The organism is Fructilactobacillus florum DSM 22689 = JCM 16035 (assembly GCF_001436645.1).
Lineage (GTDB): Bacteria > Bacillota > Bacilli > Lactobacillales > Lactobacillaceae > Fructilactobacillus > Fructilactobacillus florum.
The window spans coordinates 13,456-37,965 of record NZ_AYZI01000009.1; the positions used below are offsets into that span (position 1 = coordinate 13,456).

General features: G+C 42.5%; 19 protein-coding genes. 12 read left to right on the forward strand and 7 right to left on the reverse strand.

The window, feature by feature from the left end; genetic code table 11:
* Positions 1-56 precede the first annotated feature (56 nt).
* Positions 57-1,965 (forward strand): BspA family leucine-rich repeat surface protein (locus tag FC87_RS07200; RefSeq protein WP_420864876.1); only part of this gene is annotated, 1,909 nt, incomplete at its 3' end.
* Positions 1,966-2,963: 998 nt separating this feature from the next.
* Positions 2,964-3,128, forward strand: coding sequence for an LPXTG cell wall anchor domain-containing protein (locus tag FC87_RS07205; protein WP_420864878.1), 165 nt, complete (start codon positions 2,964-2,966; stop codon positions 3,126-3,128).
* A gap of 46 nt (positions 3,129-3,174) precedes the next feature.
* Here FC87_RS07205 and FC87_RS05610 read toward each other — a convergent pair whose 3' ends face one another.
* The gene (locus tag FC87_RS05610) at positions 3,175-3,582 is read right to left on the reverse strand and encodes a hypothetical protein (protein WP_035422489.1); all 408 of its coding nucleotides are present in this window, start codon (positions 3,580-3,582) and stop codon (positions 3,175-3,177) included.
* An 11-nt stretch (positions 3,583-3,593) separates the two neighbouring features.
* A complete protein-coding gene (gene rlmD / locus FC87_RS05615; RefSeq protein WP_056961856.1) occupies positions 3,594-5,000 on the reverse strand; it encodes a 23S rRNA (uracil(1939)-C(5))-methyltransferase RlmD in 1,407 nt (468 codons plus the stop codon).
* A gap of 147 nt (positions 5,001-5,147) precedes the next feature.
* Here rlmD and FC87_RS05620 point away from each other — a divergent pair, with 147 nt between their 5' ends.
* The 4 genes from FC87_RS05620 to FC87_RS05635 all read left to right on the forward strand — a co-directional run bounded on the left by FC87_RS05620 (position 5,148) and on the right by FC87_RS05635 (position 9,070).
* Positions 5,148-5,804: an ABC transporter ATP-binding protein gene (locus FC87_RS05620; RefSeq protein WP_054690690.1), complete on the forward strand. Its 657-nt coding sequence runs from the start codon at positions 5,148-5,150 to the stop codon at positions 5,802-5,804.
* On the forward strand, positions 5,797-6,558 hold the full coding sequence (locus FC87_RS05625) for an ABC transporter permease (RefSeq protein ID WP_056961857.1): 762 nt from the start codon (positions 5,797-5,799) through the stop codon (positions 6,556-6,558). The genes FC87_RS05620 and FC87_RS05625 overlap by 8 nt, the downstream gene beginning before the upstream one ends.
* 177 nt (positions 6,559-6,735) lie before the next feature.
* Positions 6,736-8,229, forward strand: a complete 1,494-nt coding sequence (locus FC87_RS05630) for a phytoene desaturase family protein (RefSeq protein WP_009167108.1) — start codon at positions 6,736-6,738, stop codon at positions 8,227-8,229.
* A complete protein-coding gene (locus FC87_RS05635) occupies positions 8,213-9,070 on the forward strand; it encodes a phytoene/squalene synthase family protein (RefSeq protein ID WP_056961859.1) in 858 nt (285 codons plus the stop codon). The genes FC87_RS05630 and FC87_RS05635 overlap by 17 nt, the downstream gene beginning before the upstream one ends.
* A gap of 67 nt (positions 9,071-9,137) precedes the next feature.
* Here the strand turns inward: FC87_RS05635 and FC87_RS05640 are convergent, their stop codons facing one another.
* The 5 genes from FC87_RS05640 to FC87_RS05660 are packed head-to-tail and all read right to left on the reverse strand — an operon-like array spanning position 9,138 to position 14,739.
* Positions 9,138-10,064, reverse strand: coding sequence for an ABC transporter ATP-binding protein (locus FC87_RS05640; protein WP_035422494.1), 927 nt, complete (start codon positions 10,062-10,064; stop codon positions 9,138-9,140).
* Positions 10,057-11,106 (reverse strand): ABC transporter ATP-binding protein, encoded by a 1,050-nt coding sequence (locus FC87_RS05645; RefSeq protein ID WP_056961861.1) that lies wholly within the window; start codon positions 11,104-11,106, stop codon positions 10,057-10,059. The genes FC87_RS05640 and FC87_RS05645 overlap by 8 nt, the downstream gene beginning before the upstream one ends.
* 14 nt (positions 11,107-11,120) lie before the next feature.
* On the reverse strand, positions 11,121-12,143 hold the full coding sequence (locus FC87_RS05650) for an ABC transporter permease (protein ID WP_009167104.1): 1,023 nt from the start codon (positions 12,141-12,143) through the stop codon (positions 11,121-11,123).
* Positions 12,143-13,075 carry an oligopeptide ABC transporter permease gene (gene opp3b, locus FC87_RS05655; protein ID WP_009167103.1) on the reverse strand — a complete coding sequence of 311 codons (933 nt, stop codon included), beginning with the start codon at positions 13,073-13,075 and terminating at the stop codon, positions 12,143-12,145. Before opp3b ends, FC87_RS05650 begins: the two co-directional genes overlap by 1 nt.
* 17 nt (positions 13,076-13,092) lie before the next feature.
* A complete protein-coding gene (locus FC87_RS05660; RefSeq protein ID WP_056961863.1) occupies positions 13,093-14,739 on the reverse strand; it encodes a peptide ABC transporter substrate-binding protein in 1,647 nt (548 codons plus the stop codon).
* Positions 14,740-15,146: 407 nt separating this feature from the next.
* Between FC87_RS05660 and FC87_RS05665 the strand changes: the two genes are divergently transcribed.
* The 6 genes from FC87_RS05665 to FC87_RS07210 all read left to right on the forward strand — a co-directional run.
* Entirely contained in the window at positions 15,147-16,154 is a 1,008-nt protein-coding gene (locus FC87_RS05665) for an ABC transporter ATP-binding protein (protein ID WP_054690691.1), read from the forward strand.
* Positions 16,151-17,122, forward strand: a complete 972-nt coding sequence (locus tag FC87_RS05670; protein WP_056961865.1) for an ATP-binding cassette domain-containing protein — start codon at positions 16,151-16,153, stop codon at positions 17,120-17,122. Before FC87_RS05665 ends, FC87_RS05670 begins: the two co-directional genes overlap by 4 nt.
* A 2-nt stretch (positions 17,123-17,124) precedes the next feature.
* Positions 17,125-18,081 (forward strand): ABC transporter permease, encoded by a 957-nt coding sequence (locus FC87_RS05675; RefSeq protein WP_009167099.1) that lies wholly within the window; start codon positions 17,125-17,127, stop codon positions 18,079-18,081.
* A gap of 17 nt (positions 18,082-18,098) precedes the next feature.
* On the forward strand, positions 18,099-19,037 hold the full coding sequence (locus FC87_RS05680; RefSeq protein ID WP_009167098.1) for an ABC transporter permease: 939 nt from the start codon (positions 18,099-18,101) through the stop codon (positions 19,035-19,037).
* A 21-nt stretch (positions 19,038-19,058) separates the two neighbouring features.
* On the forward strand, positions 19,059-20,843 hold the full coding sequence (locus FC87_RS05685; RefSeq protein ID WP_054690693.1) for an oligopeptide ABC transporter substrate-binding protein: 1,785 nt from the start codon (positions 19,059-19,061) through the stop codon (positions 20,841-20,843).
* 201 nt (positions 20,844-21,044) lie between these two features.
* Positions 21,045-24,478, forward strand: a 3,434-nt coding sequence (locus FC87_RS07210; RefSeq protein WP_420864877.1) for a KxYKxGKxW signal peptide domain-containing protein, incomplete at its 3' end; no start/stop codon positions are given.
* Positions 24,479-24,510 lie beyond the last annotated feature (32 nt).

A 24,510-nucleotide genomic window follows, 5' to 3' on the forward strand; every position in this document is an offset into this window, starting at 1 on the left:
TATGCTCTTGCTTTTATAATTAAGGCTAAAACAATTCGAATTAAGGGAGGATTGATATGAATAATTTAGAAAAGCAGCATTATAAAATGTATAAAGCGGGCAAGCATTGGATGTTTGCGACAGTAACAACGTTGACTTTGACCGGTGGGATTTGGTTAGGTCAGCAGACGATTCAAGCAGATACTACGGAAGCTAATTTGGCTGTTGCTACTTCTGATGAAGCAACCAAATCAACGACGGATGCCGAACCAGCACCAGTTAACGAACCGGCAACTGGGCAACAATCAACAGCTACTGCAGCGCAGTCGATGACGGATACCACACCAGCGTCAACTAAAGCGGATGCAGGGGATGCTAATTTATCAAACACCCCACCACAGCAAGCGGAATCCGAACAACCGGCTGTGTCAACTCAAGAAACGAACCAACTACCGGCAACTAATGATGCCAATGCCACGAAACCAAGTCCTGATCAAGCTTCAGCTGAGCCAACCGCCACGGTTCATGATGAAAAGCCAACCGAGGCGGCGACCGAAACCACTCCAGCACCATCCGCAGCAACTTCTCCAGTGGTTTCATTGGCAGCAACGCCCAGCGAACCAACGACTGGAACTTGGGGTACGGCACATTGGACGTTTGATGGCGAAACGTTAACCTTTGATCAAGGTGGGGTTTTAGGTAGTGGGTTAAATCGTGGCGAAATCGATAACTTTAGAGATCAGGTTAAATATATTAATTTTGCAGCCAAGGTGGAGGCTCCCCAGGATTCCAGTAAGCTATTAGCAAATTTTTCTAATTTAATTAAATTTGATAATATGCATAACCTAAACACCTCACAAGTTACTAACATGTACGGTATGTTTTCAAACAACATATCGCTGGAGTCACTTGATTTATCAACTTTTGATACGCAAAAAGTGACGACAATGCAGTATATGTTTAGAGATGTAAGAAAAGTTACTAGTTTGGATCTATCTAGTTTTAATACTAGTAAAGTAGTTTCAATGAGATCGATGTTTGGTGTGATGTCTTCGTTAATTAGCGTAAATGTGTCTAGTTTTGATACAAGTAATGTTGTTGATATGTCGGGAATGTTTTTTGTTAACAATTCATTAGAGACACTAGATTTATCTAATTTTAATACTAGTCGTGTTACCACCATGCAAGAAATGTTTTGGAGTGATTATTCTTTAAAAAAATTAGATTTATCTAATTTTGATTCGACCCGTGCGATTCGCCAATCAATGTTTTCTGGAACTAGTTCTTTGAGTCAGTTGAGGATCGGAGTCAATACCGATTTGAGTAACAGTTCGCTGGCGACTCCCTTTGTGACTAAAACTTTTGAATATGACGGGCAACTCAGAAAGGTAGCTTACAGCAATTGGGTTAACATGGATTCTCCTTCTTATCAAACTAGTGAGACCCCCACTAACTCCTTTCCCGGTAATTGGGTTTGGAATTATGGATTAGCAAACCAACAAAGCATCACTGGACAAGACGTTAAGATTTATACCGGAGCAACGGTTTCAAATGATCCTGCCACTTATGGGGCGAAAGCAACCGATAAAGACGGAAATGAGCTTCCGGTTACGGTGGATACAAGCCAGGTTGATAACCAAAAGCCAGGGACGTATGATGTGACGTTAAGTACTAGTGACGGACAAAAGAAAGTTGTGCAAGTTACAGTGCTTCAAAATCAACAAAGCATCACTGGACAAGACGTTAAGATTTATACGGGCGAGGCAGTTTCAAATGATCCTGCCACTTATGGGGCGAAAGCCACCGATAAAGACGGAAACGAAATCCCAGTTACGGTGGATACGAGCCAGGTTGATAATCAAAAGCCAGGGACGTATGATGTGACGCTGACTACTGCTGATGGACAAACGAAGATCGTGCAAGTAACGGTGTTGGCAAATCAACAAAGCATCACTGGACAAGACGTTAAGATTTATACAGGCGAAGNCGGAGCAACGGTTTCAAATGATCCTGCCACTTATGGGGCGAAAGCAACCGATAAAGACGGAAATGAGCTTCCGGTTACGGTGGATACAAGCCAGGTTGATAACCAAAAGCCAGGGACGTATGATGTGACGTTAAGTACTAGTGACGGACAAAAGAAAGTTGTGCAAGTTACAGTGCTTCAAAATCAACAAAGCATCACTGGACAAGACGTTAAGATTTATACGGGCGAGGCAGTTTCAAATGATCCTGCCACTTATGGGGCGAAAGCCACCGATAAAGACGGAAACGAAATCCCAGTTACGGTGGATACGAGCCAGGTTGATAATCAAAAGCCAGGGACGTATGATGTGACGCTGACTACTGCTGATGGACAAACGAAGATCGTGCAAGTAACGGTGTTGGCAAATCAACAAAGCATCACTGGACAAGACGTTAAGATTTATACAGGCGAAGCGGTCTCAAATGATCCTGCTACTTATGGTGCGAAAGCCACCGATAAAGACGGAAACGAGCTTCCGGTTACGGTGGATACAAGCCAGGTTGATAATCAAAAGCCAGGAACGTATGATGTGACGTTAACTACTGCTGATGGTCAAACGAAGATCGTACAAGTAACGGTGTTGGCAAATCAGCAGGGACTGACGGGTAATGATATTACCATCAGCATTGGCGATGAGGTTCCTACGAGCCCAAGTGACTACGGCGCCAGAGCAACCGATCGGGATGGCAAGGAATTACTAATAACCGTTGATATTAGTCAGGTTAATCCGCAACAGGTTGGGATTTACCCCGTTGTTTTGACGGCTAGTGATGGGCAAACCGTTACGGTCTTTGTTCATGTTCGGGCGGTTTTGACGCCAGAAGGTGTAGATGAGCAGCCCACTACTGATGACCACCATCCGGTAGGAGAAAGCGAAGATCAGCAACAAGGAGCTGAACGGGAGTTGCTAAAGCCACCTTACGAACAACCGACACCCAAGGTTGGAAGAGCTACGGCAGTGCAACATCCACAATCAGCACCTGCTAAACCAACACAACAAGGTGAAAAAGCCTCCGCCTTGTTGCCAAAGACTGGGGAACATACAACGACCCTTATGGCAGTGCTTGGATTTGCACTGTTAGGACTGATCGGTAGGTTTGTTTATAAGCGTCGCAAACATTAAGGCTGGTAACAAAAAAAACCAATGGAATTTTAAATTCCATTGGTTTTTATTTAAAGTAACGGCGAGATTTTAGTAAATTAGCGGATCGTTCGTCAACGGGTTTGTAACCTAGATTCTGGAGATGCCGAAAGTACATGAGATTGTAAATGCCAGTCCAAAGTAGTGAAAAAAAGAAGGTCAAACTGGATGCGGCGGTATATAAATTGACGCCAGTTGCGTATGTTAATAACATCGCACCAAAAAGTTCAACGCCAATCATACAAAAGAAGTTATACCAGTCAGCGCGAAAAATTGCGGGTAAATTACAAAAGAATAAGCAAGTAAATGATAGTCCCACTTTATTGACGCGAATTTGACCTCGATCATTTTTCACAACGGCATAGTTTGGTGGGATGATTTTTAATAAGTTGTCCTGATCATTATCATCGCCAAAGTTAAAATTAAATGGATTCATACAAACTTCTCCTATTTACGAGTAAATTTCACTACGATTTCAACATGGGGGTTCTGCGGCATCATGTCAACCGGTTGAAGATAGTCAACACGATAAATCTTGCTGAGCTCAACCAAGTTTTGCGCTAAAGTTGATTGGTTACAAGAAATATAGACAAACTTTGCCGGTTTGAGTTTTAAAATGGTTTGTAACAAACGATTCTCTAAACCAGCACGGGGTGGATCGACCACAAGTGCCGTGGGCGTCCAGCCTTCGGCAGACCAGTCAAACAAGAGTTCCTCAGCCTTTCCCACATAGTAGTGGGCATTTTGTCGCTGGTTTTTTTCTGCATTTTGATTAGCATCGGCTACAGCCTCAGCAATGGTTTCCATTCCCCGAACCTCTTTAACTTGATCTGCCAGGTAGATTCCAATGGTACCGACCCCGGCATAGGCATCTACCAGGCGATCTTCTTGATGTAACTCAAGAGCCTCACTGGCAAGCTGATATAGTCTAGTAGTCATATGAGAATTTAGTTGGAGAAAGGCGCGTGCCGAGATATCAAAGCTTAGCCCATTGATTTTTTCAGTAATCGTGTTGTTACCAGCCAAATGACGGGTCTCATCGCCCCAGATAAGCGGACTGTCACCGGGGTTAATGTTTTGCATCACTGAGGTAACTTCAGGGATTTCCGCGGTAATTCGTTCCAAAAGCGGCTGTTTTTTAACTAGTTTGGGGGTATTGGTAATTAAAACGAGCTGAACATCATTGGTAAACTGGGCAGCCCGAACCACGATGGTTTTGATAATACCTGAGTGATTTTTTGGTTCAAAGGTTGGAATCTGCAGGTCTTCAATCAGAGCAACCACTTTTCGCATGACATGCATCGTCATCGGGTCTTGAACCGAACAGGTTGGCAAATCAACCACCTCATGAGTGCCCGCTTTGTACAGACCAGCAATCACGTGCCCGGTTGCGGTGGTTCGAACTTGGAACTGGGCTTTGTTACGGTATTCGTAAGGATTAGTCATGCCAATGGTTGGGCGCACCTCATATTTTTCAAAACCGCGCGGATGATAGCGCCGCAGGGCTTGCTTAACGAGGTCTCTCTTAAACTCAAGTTGTTGTGGATAGGCCAGTGCTTCTAGTTCAAACCCACCAACCTTTCCGGCATAGGCATCTCGAGGCGAAACCCGAAACGCGCTTTTTTTGTCGATTTGGATAATACTGGCACGTAAATAGGTGGGATTGATTTCCGTAATCTGGGCTTGAACCAGCTCGTGCGGGAGGGCGCCGGGAATGAAAATCAATTTTCGACGGTAGTAACCGACGCCTTCGCCATTAATTCCGAGTCGTTTGATGGTGATCGTGACACGTTGGTTTAGTTTGACCTGGACAGTGGAACTGTTAGTGGGTCGATTTGAAATCCGTTTTTTCATCGTTACTCCTTATTAAATCGATACTAGTTAATTATAGCATTACTAGGGCGAGTGACGTAGGATAATAGGCGCTGACCTGGATTCACGTTGGAATGGAATTTGAAATAGCGTATAATTATTTTGTATTTCAAAAGAATGGAGATTATTATGCCACAGTTAGCAACAAGCAACTTGACCTATCAAGCGACGGGACGGTCGATCATTAATGGAATTGACTGGTCGCTTGAAAAGCAGGAGATTGTTACCATTACAGGACCATCAGGAAGCGGTAAATCAACTTTTGTGCGTTTACTGGCTTCCCTTCTCGAGCCAACTTCCGGAACGATTACATTTGATGACCAAGATATCGAAACACTAGATCCGATTGCTTATCGACGGCGGGTCTCGTATGCCGTTCAACAACCAACGCTGTTTGGCAAGACGGTTAGAGAGAACTTAGCTTTTCCTTATCAGTTACGAAAGAAACCATTTGATGAGCAGCATGCGGTTAAGGCGTTGCAAACCGTTGATTTGGGAGCTAGTGATCTTGATCGTGAGATTACGAGCCTTTCTGGAGGGGAAAAGCAGCGCGTTGCTCTTTTACGAAATGTCATGTTTGTGCCAGAAGTCCTGATTATGGATGAGGTGACGACTGGTTTGGATAGTGATAGTAAAGGGAGTGTTCATAAAATGATTGATTATTTTAACGATCGTCATCAACTATCCGTCATCATGATTACCCACGATGAAGAAGAATTGAAACATGCCCATAACCTTTACCGGTTGGCAGACGGCAAACTAGCGGAGGTGGATCAACATGAATAATCTGATTGTCTCCAATACGGCGCTTGGACTAACCGGAGTCTTTGTCGGTTTAGCACTCTGGATTGGATATCGCGAAAAATTAGGGATTGCCAAGGACTTGATTATTGCGACGTTTTGTTGTGTTATCCAACTCTTCGTGGTGGGTTACGTTTTAAAGTATGTTTTCCGCGTTGATAGCTGGCTATTAACGTTACTGCTGATTTTAGTTATTATTTTTAACGGAGCTTATAATGCGAAAGGACGAAGCAACGACTTAAAAAATTCCTTTCCGATTTCTCTGTTAGCAATTGCGACGAGCACCTTAGTAATTTTACTAGTGCTGGTCTTTGCTGGAGCCGTAAAATTCATTCCATCGCAAATTATTCCGTTAACCGGCATGATTGTCAGCAATTCCATGGTTGCAATGGGGTTGTGCTTCCGCACGATGAACTCGATGTTCACCGATCGGCGTTCTCAGATTTTGGAGATGTTAGCACTCGGTGCCAGTCCGATGACAGCTAGCAAAGGAATTATTCGAGATGCAATTAAAACCGGATTGCAACCGACGATTGATACTGCTAAGACAGTCGGATTAGTCGCTTTACCTGGGATGATGTCTGGGATGATTTTTGCTGGCGCGGATCCAGTCCTGGCCATTAAATATCAAATTATGGTGACTTTCATGTTATTGGGGATTACTTCGATTAGTTCGATGATTGGGTGTTACTTGGGTTATCAGAGCTTTTATAATCAACGACAACAATTAATTAAATAGAGCATTACTAACCGTTGTTTCTTGCGAAATGAAACTAACGGTTTTTTGTTAGCAAACCGGTGGAAAGATTGGATTATAGCTATTTTGAGAGTTGCTTGTGGTATGATACTAATAACAAATCAAGGTTATTTTTGATTAAAACTAATTAATCATCATTATTTAATGAGGCGACCAATCATGAAAAAAATCAGCGTAGTAGGGGCAGGAATTGGGGGCTTAACGGCGGCAATTCGGCTTCAAAAATTGGGTTATGAAGTTACGATTTACGAAAAAGAAGCAACTCCTGGCGGCAAGATGAACCAAATTAAAGCGAAGGGCTTCACCTTTGATGTTGGTCCAACGATTGTGATGATGCCAGAAATTTATCGTGAAATCTTTACCTTCTGTGGACGCAACCCTGATGACTACATTCCAATGCAGAAGGTGGAACCAATGCTGGAATTGTTCTTTCGAGATGAGGAAGAACTTTCTTTTTCAAATGATTTAGTGCAACTAACTCAGACTCTGGAAAAGATTTCACCCGAGGATGCTCAAGGTTATTTGCACTTTTTAAGTGACATCTATCAGCGATATCTGATTGCTAAGGACAATTTCTTGACTCGGTCATTTCGGAGTTTTACTGACTTTTACAATCCCAAATCACTATTTGCCGGGGTTAAATTGAAAACCTTTAATGATGCATATTCGTCAATTGCAAAATACGTTAAGGATGAAAGATTGCGTAAATCCTTGGCATTTCAAACCCTTTACATCGGAATTTCCCCTTATCAGGGTCCGTCATTATATACAATCATCCCCATGATTGAACTTTTGTACGGAATTTACTTTATTAAGGGAGGAATGTATACGATGGCGACCGCTCTGGCACGCTTGTTTACTGAACTTGGTGGTCAGATTGTTTACAATACCCCCGTTTCAGAGTTGGTCATTCAAAATCGACAAGCAGTTGGAGTTAAAATCGACCACACTTTGGTGCCGTCAGATGCGGTCGTCTGTAATGCAGACTTTCCCTATGCCATGCAGTCGTTGATTCCTGATGAGCGCCAACGGGGTAAATATACGAATCACAAAATTGAAAACATGGAATATTCGTGTTCTTGTTTTGTAATGTATTTGGGGCTTGATAAAAAATATAGTCCGAGTGCCCTCCATAGTATCTACTTTGCGGATGATTTCAAATTAAACATTGATGAGTTGTTTGAAAATGGTAATTTACCGACTGATCCTTCATTTTATGTTTATCGTCCCTCCCTTTTAGATGATACGTTGGCTCCCACTGGACAAGAAGCGCTCTATGTTTTGGTACCGGTGCCGGAGTTGTCAAAGTATGCGGATTGGTCTCCAGCAGTTCAGACTAAGTACCGCAACCAAATTATCAACTTAATCAAGGAACGCACGGGTTTTAAAGATATCGAGCAACACATTTCGTTTGAAGAGTTTTATACACCCAAAGATTTTCAAACAAAATTCAATGCCTATAATGGAGCTACTTTTGGTTTGAAACCAACCCTACGCCAGAGTAATTATTACCGTCCGCACAACAAGTTTAAATATGCTGATCATTTGTATTTTTGCGGTAGTAGTACCCATCCAGGGGCAGGAGTTCCAATCGTGATGCAGAGTGCTAAATTAGCCGTTGAGGAGGTTCTTCGCGATGATCACGCCGAATGACCAATTATTTCGAGCAGCACGTTCAGATTTTGCGACGTGTGAAGCCATCATTAAGTCCAATTCAAAATCATTTTATTTAGCATTTTCGCAATTACCTTTCCCCAAAAATCAAAGCGTTTATGCTATCTATGCTTTTTGTCGATTGGCTGATGATGCGATTGATCAGGCACAAAGTCTCGAAGAGTTAAACCAATTGACCACTGAATTGGAAAAATTTCGTCATCAGCAAGCAGTTGATAAGCCACTGTGGCGTGCTTTGAACGTTGTGTTTAAAACTTATCCCATTGAATCGAAGTATTTTTTGGACATGTTGACGGGTCAGCGCCTAGATTATAATTTTGTCCAGCCAGATTCAAATCGCCAATTGCTTGACTATGCATACTATGTGGCAAGCAGCGTTGGCTTGCTGTTGTTGCCAATTCTTTCAAAAAAATTCGAGCAGTTACAGTTACCGGCGAAACAACTAGGACAAGCGATGCAACTCACCAATATTCTCCGAGACATCGGGGAAGACTTTGAAAACGGACGCATTTATTTACCGAAAAGTGCAATGCGTGCGCACGGGGTGACAGAGACAATGTTGGCTCATCACCAGATTACCCCGAACTTCATTGCATTGTGGGAAGAGCTGGCCCAGCAAGCCGAACAACTCTATGATGATTCATTAGGGATGATTGCTGACCTAGATTTAGATTCACAAGCAGCCGTATTAAGCGCACTGCTAGTCTATCGTGAGATTTTGTCAGAGGTGCGGCGTCACGGCTATGACGTTTTTTCTACGCGACAACACGTCAGTCGGAAACGCAAGCTGGAATTGTTGCGACAGGCTGGGATTAATTAAGTTACGGATTATCCACAAGAAACAAAAACACGTCTACTAGTGATAGTGGACGTGTTTTTGTTTCTAACTATTTAAATGTAGCGGCCGTTGCTTCGTTGCAGTATAAGAAATGGCCTGGTAAAACTTCACGAAGCTGGTCATCATCATGAAAAGCCTGACTTCGATCAAAGGTTTTAATTTTGTGATTTTTCTCAATCTCTGGGTCTGGTACGGGGACAGCCGAAATCAAACTCTGGGTGTAGGGATGTAAGGGATGATTGTAAACTTCCTCGGTATCGGCTAGTTCAACAATCTTTCCGAGATAGAGGACTGCAATACGATCACTAATGTATTTCACCATGGAGAGATCATGGGCAATAAAGAGATACGTTAAATTTTGTTCCTGCTGGATATCTTGCAGCAAGTTAACCACCTGTGCTTGGATTGAGACATCGAGAGCTGAGATCGGTTCGTCAGCAATGATGAATTTTGGTTGCACCGCCAGGGCACGGGCAATCCCGATTCGCTGTCGTTGTCCTCCAGAAAATTCATGTGGATATCGGTTAGCAAAATCAGGGCTGAGATTAACTTTTTCCAAGAGTTCGGCAACTTGGTGATCTCGCTCCGCTTGATCCTTTGCCAAGTGATGGATATCAATGCCCTCTGCGATGATATCCTTGACCTTCATACGGGGATCGAGCGAAGCGTACGGATCTTGGAAAATCATCTGCATGTTTTTGCGGAATCCTTTTAAATCTCGATTTTTTAATTTAGCGATGTTTTGGCCATTAAAGATTACTTCGCCGCTAGTCGGGTTGTATAGCCGGATGATGCTCCGCCCGGTAGTTGTCTTTCCGGAACCAGATTCACCGACGAGCCCCAGCGTTTCACCTTCATAAATATCAAATGAGATGTCATCAACAGCACGCACTTCTGATTTTTTTCCGGCATTAAAGTATTGTTTCAGGTTGCGGACTTGGATGACTGCTTTGCGCTGTTGTTTTGAGTTAGGCATGGTCTTCACCTCGCAATGCCGTGTATTTAGCAAATCGTTTTTGAATGGATGCTGGTGGGGTTACCTTAGGAGCCCGCGGAGCCAACAGCCATGTAGCTGCATAGTGACTATCAGTAACTTTAAAGAAAGGAGGTTCTTCTTCACTATCAATTTTTAATGCATATGGGTTGCGGGGAGCAAAGGCATCACCTTTGGGGGGATTAATTAAATTAGCTGGTGAGCCTGGAATTGCTTTGAGACGTTGCCCTTGAATATCAAGAGTGGGCATCGAATCTAACAGCCCCCAGGTGTACGGGTGTTGGGGGTTATAGTAGATTTCGTCCGTCGTCCCATATTCGATAATTTTCCCAGCATACATCACGGCCACTCGATCAGCAATCCCTGCAACCACTCCGAGATCATGGGTAATAAAGATAATTGCCGTTCCAATCCGTTGCTGTAAATCCTTTAGTAAACTGATGATTTGTGCCTGTACCGTAACATCCAGAGCAGTTGTTGGTTCATCAGCAATTAAAATTTCTGGATTGTCGATGATTGCCATCGCAATCACGATTCGTTGACGTTGTCCACCAGAAAACTGATGGGGATAGTTTTTCATCCGAGCTTTTGCGTTCGGAATACCGACCAACTCTAAGACTTCTTGAGCTCGTTGATACGCTGCTTCTTTGGTGGCATCGTGGTGCACCAAGAGGGGTTCTGCGACCTGCTTGCCAATCGTCATCGTGGGATCTAGAGAAGTCATCGGATCTTGAAAGATCATAGAAATCTTTTTGCCACGTAATTTATTCATTTCTTTGGGAGATTTCTGCAAGAGGTTTTCGCCGTGGAAATTAACTTTACCACCCATAACCTTAGCATTTTTAGCATAGAGTTGGATGATGCTACGAACCGTTACTGATTTTCCAGAACCGGATTCACCCACAAGAGCAAGGGTTTCGCCCTTGTTCAACGAGAAGCTGACGTTACGAATGGCGTGGACAGTTCCATTGAGAGTTGTAAAATCGACTACTAAATTTTGAACGTCTAAAATTTTTTCTGGCATCGTCACAGTCCTTTCTAATCAGATTCTGGGTCAAAAGCATCTCGCAGCCCGTCGCCCAGTAAGTTGGTAGTAATCATGATCAAACTTAAGATAATCGCCGGAATCCACATTTGATAAGGGAGGAAGTGAAAGGCTTTTTGCCCATCGCTCATCAAGGTTCCAAGCGAAGCATTTGGAGCGGGGATTCCGATTCCAATGAAACTCAAGAAAGCTTCGAAGAAGATCGCAGTAGGAATTGAGAACATGGTTTGAATGATGATGGTTGAACTTAGGTTAGGCACGAGATGACGCAGCGAGATTTTCCACTTTGATTCACCCAAGGTTTGCGAAGCTAATACGAACTCGTTAGTTTTTAATTGAAACACCTGGGCTCGAATTAAACGTGCCATTGTAACCCACCCTGTAAAGGCAATCGCAATGATAATTGAGGTCAATCCTGGTTTTAAGACGATCAATAACAAGATTACGACGATCAAATCTGGTACGGATGAGATAATTTCAATGATTCGTTGCATAAAAGTATCTACTCGCTCACTGCTGAGCCCAGAGACGATCCCATAGGGAACTCCGATTACTAAATCTAGTAAAGTTGCAACTAACGCAACAATGATTGATAGTCGGGTTCCATAAAGAATTCGGGCAAAAAGATCCCGTCCGAGGTAGTCGGTTCCAAACAGGTAATAAGTTCCATTAGGGACGTGAGCAGCTTGATAGGCATTGACGGTTTTTCCACCGATATCCTGCATGCCATTAAGCCCTGGTAAATTTAAATTGCCAAATTTGGGGGGTAAATTAGCGTAAACCACATTTTGGGCGTTGGGATCGGTTGGTAATAAGAATGGACCAATAAAGGCCACTAGAATAATCAATAATAGAATAATAAAAGACGTCATGGCAATTTTGTTATGCATAAATCGGCGTCGCACGTCTTGAAAATAAGTGCGGGTTTCCGAATTAATCCCCTCGTTTGAGAAGTTGGCGGGGTCGTGATTAGCCAAGACAAACCCATTTGCTGGCGAAGTTTGATTCTGACTCATTATGCCTTACCTCCTTTTCCCAGGCGAATCCGGGGATCAATAACTCCATACATAATATCTGTAATTAAGATGACAACCACCATTAAGAATGAATAGAAGAGGGTTAGCCCCATGATGGTGGGGTAGTCATTGGTTAGAATTGACTGAACAAACTGATTTCCGATCCCAGGGATGGAGAAGATGGATTCCACTACCATTGAACCGGTCATAATCTGAACGGCCATGGGTCCGATTACCGTAATGATTGGAATTAGGGAGTTCCGAATGGCATGTTTTAAGATGACTTCTGAACTATCGTCTCCCTTGGCACGAGCCAACTCGATGTAATCACTACTCAAGACATCGACCATTTCTGTCCGCATGTAGCGAGCAATACTAGCTAGAGGCAGAGCAGTCAGGGCAAGCGTTGGGAGGATTGACGAACTAAATCCATGCCAGAGGGCAACTGGAAGTAGCTGAATTTTGAAACCAAAGAACCACTGAAGAAGAATTGCCAACACAAAACTAGGAATTGATAGACCCAGAATTGAAACAATCGTGGTAAGGGCATCAATCCAGCTGTGTTTTTTGATAGCCGCAATGCTACCTAAAATAATTCCTAAAATAGTTCCGAGAATCATTGCCTGGAGTCCTAATTGGACGGAGGGGCCAACGTGGTTACCAATCAGCTGAGTTACGGGTTGGTTATTAAATTGAAAGGATGTTCCTAAATCACCATGCAACAGATTCCCCAAGTACATGAAATATTGCACCCACAGGGGCTTATTAAATCCGTATTTTTGGTTTAAAGTGGCGATTTGTTCTGGTGATAATTTTGCTTGGTTCGTATAGGGCGTCCCAGGCAAGGCCTTCATCATAAAAAAGGTGATGGAAGCAATGATTAATAACGTCAAAAAGAGATAAAAAATTCGCTTTAAAATATATCTGGTCATGTGACGGCTCCCCTCCGCTAGTTTTTAATCACACTTGCCATATCGTAAAGTCCGGTTGGCGTGATTTTGAAATTATGAACATTTGATTTTGTTAGTGAGGCAGAAGTGACCTGATACAAAGGAATCACACCCTGTTCTTTGGTGATGATATGTTGAGCTTGTAACATATCTTTCCATCGGAGTTCAGGATTATTGATATCAGTTGTTTCTGCGGCCTTTACATAGTGGTCATATTCTTTGTTACTCCATTGACCGTCATTTTGTGGATTGCCAGTGGTAAAGAGATCCATGAAGTTGGTTGGATCAGGGTAGTCAGCGTTCCAAGCGGCTACAATCAAATCGAAGTCATGGGTTGATTGACGTTGGATTCGAGTTTTAAAGGGAACACTGCTAATCGTTACTTTTAAGCCAGGCAGATTTTTTTCAAAACTGTTTTGTAAGTATTCGGCTTGTTTTTTGGCCGTGTCGGTATCATCGGTTGTCATGGTCAGATTTAATTCTTTTTGACCGGTTTCTTGTAAACCTTCTTGCCAAAGCTTAGTTGCTTTTTTCGGATTATAACTAGTATATTGCTGGTCGGCAAGGGCGCTTGGCTCTTTGACAAAATCAGTCCCCGTGGTTTTGTGATGAGTCATGTCGCGCGGAACAATGCTGTGAGATGCGGTTCCGGTTTTTCCAAGGACATTGTTTGAAAGCTCGTCTCGATTGATGGTGAGTGAAATTGCTTGTCGCAACTTGGCATTTTTAAAGTAAGGAAGCTTTTTTTGATTCATTTCGATGTAGAAAGTCGAACTGGTCAAATCAGTGCCGAAATCGTGGCGATTGGAAAGCTGTCGGGCAGAATCGCCGGAGATGTCCTGATAGCGATCCATTTGATTAGTATCGTAAAGATTGAGCCCGGTATTTGGATCCTTGATCGTGTAGTACTTGATGGCTTTAGGCTGAACATGGTGTGCGTTCCAGTAGGAATGATTTTTAACTTCTGTCCATTCGGTGTCGCCCACCTTCCAGTTAACTAGCTTGTAAGGTCCGTTAAAGGCCATTTCTTTACTACTGATTCCATAAGTATTGCCGGCTTTTTTAATCGAACGTTGGTTGATTGGAAGAAACTGACTCCCAGTCACAAGGGTGTTGAAGTAAGGAATCGGATGTTCCAGGGTAATCTGCAATTGGTGATCACCCAACGCTTTGATACCGAGAGTATCTGGTTTCTTTTTTCCGGCTACAATCGCATCGGCATTTTTAATGCCACTGTAGATGTAGGAATACTGTGAGCCAGTCTTAGGATCAACAATTCGTCGCCAAGCATAGACAAAGTCATGTGCTGTGACCGGATCGCCATTTGACCACTTAGCATGACGGAGATTAATGTTATAAACCGTCCCATTATTGGTAGGTTGGGCAATTGAAGTGGCCATTGCTGGTTTGAGTTGCTTGCCACGATAACGATATAACCCCTCCATGGTGTTATTAAGGTTCTGCGATCCAATTTGGTCGGTATTTAGCGATGAATCCATGGTACTGATGACGTCCTTGCTACTAACCGCCACCGTTTTATTTCTTGGGGTATTGCTACTACTTTGTTGGGAACAACCAGCTAAAGCAACAGCAACAACGCCAAGCATTGCAAATGAAAAGAATTTAGGGTGCTTGAGTCTTTTCATGGGACTACCTCCTGTCTAGTTAAAACTTACTAGTAGTAATTAAGTTTTAACTAATAATAAACCGTGTGAATTCGGTTGTAAATGAAATTCCTAAGATTAAATCTGTTTTCTACAATTGATTTCGGTATTTTGAGCCGCATGAGGGGTAATTTCTTAAAATTGTTTGGAAACGAGCTCTAATGAAAGCGTTCCCATGACCGGCATCATCACAATTATATGGAAACCGGTTTACGTGCGATTTTTACGGAAATAAACGAACTTTAAAACGTCGATGTTAGCTAATCATCACTTAAAAGCAAATAATTTTAAGAAATTTACAATTTTTTATTGCATTTTGGTAAAGGCACGCTTAAACTGAAAAACAATTAAATTTTGATTAAGAGCTGGGCGAAAGGAGCACGGGGATTTTGAAAAAAACACAAGCACCGTTGCTAGTAACAAAACATTTAAAGACCTCGTTTAAAATTAATGACCACTACTACCAAGCGCTTGATGATGTCAATTTAACGGTTAATCCTGATGAATTCTTAGCGATCGTAGGTGAATCCGGCTGTGGCAAAAGTACTTTTGCAAACACCATCATGGGATTGCTAGATGAACATGATAGCAAAGTCAGTGGATCAGCTGTCTTTGAAGGACAAGAACTCACCAAGCTCACGGAAACAGGTTATGACGAGATTCGAGGACTTAAGCTTAGTATGATTTTTCAAGACCCGTTATCGGCACTTAATCCGTTAAAACGAATTGCTAACCAGATTGATGAGGTGATGGCTTATCACACCGATTTGAGTAAGACGGAGCGATATCAACGAGTTTTGAAGTTATTGGCAGAAGTTGGAATTCATGATCCCAAACGCACGGCACGCCAGTTTCCGCATCAGTTATCTGGAGGAATGCGACAGCGAGTCATGATTGCAATGGCAGTGGCTTGTAAACCAGATTTGATCATTGCCGATGAGCCAACAACGGCGCTAGACGTGACGATTCAAGCACAAATCTTAGATTTATTGCGACGAGTTCAACAAGAAAACCATACCAGCATTATCTTAATTACCCATGACTTGGGCGTAGTTGCTGAGACGGCAGACCGGGTAGCCGTGATGTATGCTGGCCAAATTGTGGAGAGTGGTTCGGTGCAACAAATTTTCAAGGAACCCCAGCATCCTTATACGCGGTCACTGCTACGATCGATTCCTCAGATTGATAATGCAACTGATGATCTCTATGTCATTCAGGGGAATGTTCCATCTTTACAAAAGATGCCAGCGGCTGGCGATCGCTTTGCCCCTCGGATTCCCTGGATTCCGGCAAGTGCTCATGAAGACTTACCCGTTATGCACGATTTAGGGGACGGACATCAGGTGCGTTGTACCTGTTATCGTCAATTTTATTTTAAGGAGGATCAGCGCGCATGAGCTTACTAACGGTTAAGGATTTACAAGTATATTTTCCGGTGCGTGGCGGCTTTTTTAATCGAAAATTGGACGAAATTCAGGCAGTTCGCGATGTGAGTTTCTCAATCAATCAAGGTGAGACCTTTGGATTGGTGGGTGAATCTGGATCTGGAAAATCAACAACTGGTCGGGCCATTTTGGGATTAGAACCCCAAACGGGGGGCACGATTAGCTATCAAGGGCATGACGTTACTAAGGTTGCTAAACGACAACATCAAGACTTTCGGCGTGATGTTCAAATGATTTTTCAAGATTCATTTTCAAGTTTGAACCCGCAAAAGCGAATTGCTTCCATTATTAGTGAGCCTCTGCGTAATTTTGAAAATCTGAGTAAAAATGATTTAAAACTGCGGGTGCTACAGCTACTAGATATTGTTGGGCTATCACCGGATGCTCTATATAAATATCCGCACCAGTTTTCTGGAGGGCAGCAACAACGAATTGGAATTGCGCGAGCAGTAGCTACCCATCCGAAATTAATCATTGCGGACGAGCCAGTTTCTGCCTTGGATCTATCTGTACAAGCGCAGGTCTTGAATTTTATGAAAAAAATTCAAGCTGAATTTGGCATTTCTTATCTGTTTATATCACATGATTTGGGAGTTATTCGCCATATGTGTGATCGAATTGCCATCATGACTCGTGGTGAGATTGTTGAAATTGGAACGCGATCTGATATTTATCAACATCCAATCCACATCTATACGAAGCAGTTGTTGGAAGCAATTCCACAAACGGATGTTGACCATCGCGAACAACATCGCGAGGCGCGGTTGGCTATGAATCAAAAATACCATCAAGACAAGCACCAGTACTACGATCAACAAGGGCGGGCTTTTCCCCTCGTGCAAGTTTCTGAGACCCACTGGGTTTCGTTGCCACCTAACGAAGCGCTTCGCCATAAAATCTTACAGAGAGAGGAGCACTAGTCATGTGGAAAACAATTTTACGCCGCTTTTTAATCATGATTCCTGAGTTGATTATTTTGAGCATGCTAGTGTTTTTACTAGCGAAAGCAATGCCAGGGGATCCCTTTCTAGGGTCAATCAATCCCAAATCTAGTCCGCAACAAATCCATCATTTAATGCAAGCCAATGGTCTGTATGATCCGTGGTACCAGCAATATTGGAATTGGGTTGTCCATCTGTTTCATGGTGATTTAGGCATGAGCTACGAGTATAAAGAACCGGTCGTCGGACTGATTCAACAACGAGGATTAAATACTCTTTGGTTAGCGCTGTTTACCATGATTATGACTTACATGATTGCTTTACCCTTGGGGGTTTATGCCGGTAAGCACGAAGGAAAATGGCAGGATAACTTGGTTAGGGTTTATACCTACGTCACGATGGCAATTCCATTTTTCGTTGTCCTAGTGCTGGGCATTTGGATTTTTGGATATCTTTTTAATCTGTTTCCCACCGCTGGGTCGATTTCTCCTACTGCCACCGGCTTTGGGACCGTGATTTCTCGCCTAACTCATATCATTCTCCCCGGATTACTAGGAGCCTTGTTCGGGACAGTGAACATTGTGCAATATCTGCGTTCTGAGGTGATTGACGCTAAGCATTCGGCTTATGTGAAAACTGCTAAATCAAAGGGAATTCCAATGAAAGATATCTACCGGCATCATATCTTTCGGAATTCATTGTTACCAATTGCAGCTTTCTCAGGGTATTCAATTACTGGATTACTGGCCGGCTCGATTTTTACTGAAATGGTGTTCTCTTATCCCGGAATGGGTTTGCTGTTCTTGAATGCCGTCAATTATCGTGACTATACGGTAATCACTGCGTTGGTTTTGTTATACGGTTTCTTGAATCTTTTAGGTACATTGATTTCTGATGTGGTTTTGGCAGTCATTGATCCGCGGATTCGGGTTGAATAAGAAGGAGGTGAGCAAGTATGGCAAGTTCATTTGATTCACAGAGCCAAATTTCCGCGGCGGAGTTGGATAGATTGACTAAAGAAGCTGAACAAGAGGCAACTCCAAGCAGTGCCAAGATTATGTGGCACCAGTTTAAACGAGATCGTGCCGCATTGATTTCATTGATTGCAATTGTTGGATTTATTGTCTTCGTTGTAGTGGGCTCCTGGTTTGTAGACACTGGCAAAGCAATGAATGTTGACATCATGGCTTACAATTCTCCCCCTTTTTCTGATTATTTGTTAGGAGCGGATTCCAGTGGGCGTTCGATTGCGCAGCAACTGATCGTGGGATCACGAAATTCGATTTGCATTGCACTTGGACTGACAGCCATCTCTTCGACCTTTGGAGTGGTGTACGGATTAGTTTCAGGCTTCTTTGGTGGCTTGGTTGACCTCACGATGCAACGTTTGTATGACTTTATGATGATTATTCCGATGTTGATGACCATTATCGTAATTGTGACAATCATCCCGCAATACAACGCGATTACGCTAACGTTGATTTTGTCTTTGTTTTATTGGATGGGCACGTCGCGGCTGATTCGATCGAGAACTTTGGCAGAGTCACAAAAGGATTACGTGACGGCTTCAAAAACGGCTGGTAGTAGCAATTTAAAGATTATGTTCCGTGAGATTTTACCGAATATTTCTTCTTTAATTATTGTAGATACAACTCTCTCATTTGCTGAAAATATTGGAGTTGAAACTGGTCTATCTTTTTTAGGTTTTGGACTTCCCAATGGAACCCCCTCATTAGGAACGTTAATTGCCAATGCAACTGATCCAGAGAATATTACGCAGTATTGGTGGACATGGTTGTTTGCTGCTGTTGAGATTATCTTGCTGTGTTTAGCAATTAGTTATGTTGGGCAAGTGATTCGTCGGACATTGAATGCTAGTCAACAAATTGATTAGCGATTTGAAGGGAGTAGGAAAATGAACAAATATCGAAAATGGGCAGTCATGGTGGCAATGACTGTCGTACCGTTGACGTTGGCGGCATGTTCAAATGATCAAAATGCAACCGTCAACCCCAATAAATTGAAACCGAGTTATAGTGCACAGGGAAGCAGTGATAGTAAGGCAAATCAGGGCACTTTAAAGCTTGCAGAGGTGAATAATTCACCGTTTGCTGGGATTTCATCTCCGACTTTGTCAACTAACGCCGAAGATTCAGATGTGTTTTCTCCTGGTGGGGAACAGCCTGGTTCGGTTAATTCATTGTTTAAAACGGATAGTGATTATAAGATTATCGATGGTGGTATGGCTAACCAGCGAATTGACCGGAATCGCCAAACTGTGACAATTACGTTGCGAAAAAATGCTAAGTGGTCGAACGGAAGCCCGGTAACGGCCAAGGACATTGAATACCCCTACGAGATAATTGCTAACCCTAACACTAAGTCTCAGCAGTACAGTTCTGATTTTGAAAATATCAAGGGAATGGCCGATTACCATGCGGGAACCGCTAAAACGATTTCTGGGATTGAGATGCCCGAGGGAGAAAATGGTAAAAAAGTCGTGATTCACGTTGACCGAGTAACTCCTTCAATGCAGTATGCGGGGAACAGCTTTATCTGGGGGTCAGTAGAACCATATGCTTACATTAAGGATGTTCCTATTGATAAGTTGACTTCAGCACCACAGATTCGTAAGAAACCAATCTTTACGGGGCCTTACAAGCTTGACAGTATGGTTCAAGGAGAATCTACAAGCTGGTCACCAAACAAGTATTACTATGGTAAACAAGCAAAAATTAAACACATTAACATCCAAGTCGTTTCTAGTAACAATATTGCTGCCGCTTTGAAAGCCAAAAAGTATGATTTTACTTTGGGTGGTTTGGGAGCTAACAACTATCCAGATGTGGCCAAATTGAAGGACTATAAAATTACTGGTAACCCAGGAAACAGTTACAACTACTTTGGATTTAATCTAGGCCACATGGATCCAAAAACGAATCAACAAGTGACCGATCCTAACATGAAAATGAGTAACAAAAAACTCCGCCAAGCTATGATGTATGCCATCGATGTGAATACTCCTGCTAAAAAGTTTGGTCATGGATTGACTGCGCGGGGTAACACGTTGATTCCGCCAATTTTCAAGGATGTTCATGATAAAAATATTAAGGGTTATAGTTTTGATCAAAAGAAGGCTGAAAAACTACTAGACGAAGCCGGTTATAAAAAGAAGGGTAAGTGGCGAACCCAGCCAAACGGCAAGCCATTGGAAATTAACTTTGGGGTTATGCAGTCCTCAAAAACAGTTGAAGCAACAATGGATTCCTATGTTCAAAATTGGCGTAAAATTGGCTTGAATGTGAAGTACGCCGGAGGCAAGCCAATGGAAATGAATAGTTTCTACGAAGCTTTGCAGGCACCAAAACAGGATGAGATGGATATTTACGCTGCAAGTTGGTCAGTTGGTTCAGAACCAACTCCAACGCAACTTTACGGAGCTGATGCGGCCTATAATATGGGTCACTTCAGTACTCCAGAAAACACGAAACTCTTGAATAGTCTAAACAATGAGCAGTCGTGGAATAAGAATTACCGAAAACAACAGTACAGTAAGTGGCAACGATACATGAATGATCAGGCAGCCTACGTGCCAGAAACATACAGAACTGACTGGGTACCCGTTAACAGTAAACTGAAGAATTACAATTCCGATGCTGCTAACAATCAATTCTGGAGTAACCTAGAATTTACAAAGTAGTGTAATTAAAAGGATTGCTATTTTTATAGCAATCCTTTTTTGTGCATTATAGGTAAAAATTTTCATAGTATTTAATATTTTTTAAAAGAAACCAAAAAAGGTCTGCTAATAATTGCAATTGGATTTTTTATTACTTATAATTAGCAGATAGCTAAATTAAGTCCGAATGAAATCATTATATTATGGAGGTGATGATTTAAAATGAGCCGATTTAAACAACAACGAGCCAAACAATTATATGAAAACAATAAAAAAGTTCGTTACAGAATGTATAAATCCCGCAAAAGATGGCTGATCGCTGGAACTTCGAGTTTGAGCGGAGTGGTAGCGGGCTTATTTGTTAGTTCTGGGGCAGTCATGGCAGATACGACGCAAACTGTTACTGCGAAGAGTAAGGATTTATTGGTAAATCAGCGACAGACTACGTTGCCATCTGGAAGTGCTAGTAATGATGAATCGAGTAATGCTACGACGAACCAAACAGATTCAAATAGTACGAGCCAGGCCGAATCAACGACTGAGAGTCAGCTGAATTTAAACAATAGTCGAAGTGTTAGTAATCAGGTTAATGCTAGCCAGCAGTCGCATAGTGAAACGACGTCAACGATTAGTATGACGAGTTACAGCCAGTCGCAGTCTGAACAGCAGGAGCAGTCGACTTCTGGCTCCAGCACTAGTACCTCGACCAGTCAATCTTATTCGAATAGTACAGCTGAAGTTAGTCAATCTAATAGTCAAGCTGAGCAGTCCATGAGTCAAGTTACTGACGACGGTCAAGACAAACGGGAAGCTAGCGAAACGGCTACGGATCACGATGAAACCAGTGCCTCGAATAGTTTGCTTGATAGTAATGATGATCGATCTGACGTAACCAGTGATTCAGAGAGTTTCTCGACAAGTTCTAGTCAAAGTGCTTCACAAGTTGATGATGACAATAATAGTACGATAAAGCAACAAGAAGCCAACCAATTTTCCACCATGACGTTGATGCAATCTCAAGATCAGCAACGACCGGATGCGATTGTTGGTGATAATTCATCATTTGATGATTTCATGCGAAAAATTAACGATGCCTTAATGAAACAAAATACTAGTTTGGCTGATTTTGGCATGGCCATGAATATCTCAGACGCTTTGCGAGATGGGAACTATTATTACGATGAGCTCACTGGAACGGTCCATATTAAGACAGATCAAGGATGGCTTAACTTCTTGGGTGAGCTGAAAGTTAATTTGTATATCTGGGACCCTAATGAAGATGGTTGGCAACAAATTGGCGCACAGCGGGCCACTCCTGATAATGGGCAGCTTAGCTTTAAATTCGATCCACGAGCATTTGGATTTCAACCTGGCGATACCATGTACTTTAATGTAGGAATTGACACAACTGGGCTAGCCCAGTTTATTTCTGATAAATTCCTGCGGATTTTGAATGTGGGAAAAAATAGTCAGGTTGGGCGCATGATTACTGATGCCAATGAAGACTATCAAAATAACGTTGGTGGTAAGGCAACTGCCAGCTTCTCTAACGTTCGCTCTCAGTTTCTTCAAAACAGGGATGTTATTGATAGTTCGCTGTCAATGTCTGCTTCAGCAAGTTTGGGCACATCATTGGTTACTTCACTTTCTACAAGTATGTCAGCCAGCTATGGTTCTCAGGTAGTTACTCCGAGCCAATCAGCAGAGTTTTCTTCGCTCAGTACTTCGATTTCTGATAGTTTAATTGGATCTGCGAATTCGTCATTATCACAGAGTGAATCATTCAGTCGGGAGGCGGATTCACAGCAAGATGACTCTATCTCTGCAAGCATTAGTAATAGTGAGTCACGAGAACAGTCCATCAATGATGAGCAGGCCTCATATTCTGATTCGATTGAAGCAGACCGTCATTTTCTGCTTAATTCAACTAACCGTAACAGTGTAATAGCATCTCAAAGTTTTTCATTACAAAAAAGTCAGAGTTTTCGTAATTCATATGAATTTAGCACTTCAAAATCAACTAAAGATTATCACGATTCCTGGGGTATATTTGGAGTTAACCGCAGTAAATCAAGAGAAATCCAAGCTTCAAATGTGGCTTCTTCGAGTAAATCTGCATCAGAGGCGCCTTTTTCGCTGTCGGTCTCTAATCAATATTCACAATCGGTCTTTAACCGTGTTTCGACTTCATTAAGTACTATTTATAAAAGTATTGAGGATTCAGCGGATTCAGCTTGGTCGTTTCACTCAGGATCCATTCGTGATTCTGTTGATACGAGTCAATCTATAGTTGCTTCACATCAAACTTCGGTCCAGAATTCTGCTAGTATTTCGGCTTCAATTTTAGCTGAGGAGCAGCAACAGCTTTCATTGAGCAACTCAACTTCTTACAACGAAAGCATTATTAGTAGTTTACAAAAATATTACGATTCTCTTTCAGGCAGCGCATCTGTTTCAAATAGTACGTCGCAGTCTACATCAATGTCCGATTTAAATTCACAATCTGAGTCGAAATCACTAGTTGATTCAACCTCAACTAGTATTTCGGAATCGTCAAGCAGTTCTGTCTCTGGTTCTAACAGTACATCAACTTCCGCTTCAGATTCCCAGTCCAAATCACAGTCAGTTGTAAATTCAGAGTCTACTTCAAGCTCACAATTCGTATCGCAATCAATTGTTGATTCTGAATCAACATCAGATTCTAAGAGCAGTTCGGTTTCGCTAAGTGAATCAGCTGCATCGACAAGTACGTCGCAGTCGGTAAGCGGCTCGATTTCAGTTTCTGATAGTACGTCAACGAGTACTTCTCAATCGGTAAGTGGATCAATTTCAGTTTCTGATAGCATGTCAACTTCTGACTCAAGCTCACAATCTGAATCACAATCAATTGTAGAATCAGAGTCAACTTCCGATTCTAGGAGTATTTCGGTTTCGTTAAGTGAGTCGATTGAATCGACAAGTACGTCGCAATCGATTGCAGCTTCTGAATCTACTTCAGACTCTAAGAGTATTTCGGTCTCGCTAAGTGAGTCGACTTCATCGACGAGTACATCTCAGTCCGTAAGTGGCTCAACATCAGTTTCTGACAGTACGTCAACATCGGATTTAAGTTCACAGTCTGAGTCACAGTCAACTGCAGATTCCGAATCTACATCAACATCTGACTCAATTTTGCAGTCCAAGTCACAATCAATTGCATCTTCAGCGTCTACTTCAGATTCTAAGAGCAGTTCAGTTTCGCTAAGTGAGTCATTTGCATCGACAAGTACGTCGCAGTCCGCAAGTGGGTCAACTTCAAGTTCTGAAAGTGCGTCAACTTCTGATTCAAGCTCACAGTCTGACTCTCAATCGGTAAGTGGATCAATTTCAGTTTCTGATAGCATGTCAACATCTGACTCAAGCTCTCAATCTGAATCACAATCAATTGAAGTTTCTGAGTCTGTTTCAGATTCTAAGAGTAGTTCGGTTTCACTAAGTGAGTCGACTGCATCAACAAGCACATCGCAGTCGGTAAGTGGTTCAACTTCAATTTCTGGAAGTACTTCAACATCGGACTCGCAATCGATTGCAGCTTCAGAGTCTGCTTCAAATTCTCGGAGTAGTTCGGTTTCACTAAGTGAGTCTGCATCGACGAGTACTTCTCAGTCCGTAAGTGGNCGAGTCGAGTGCAAATTCCGAATCTACTTCA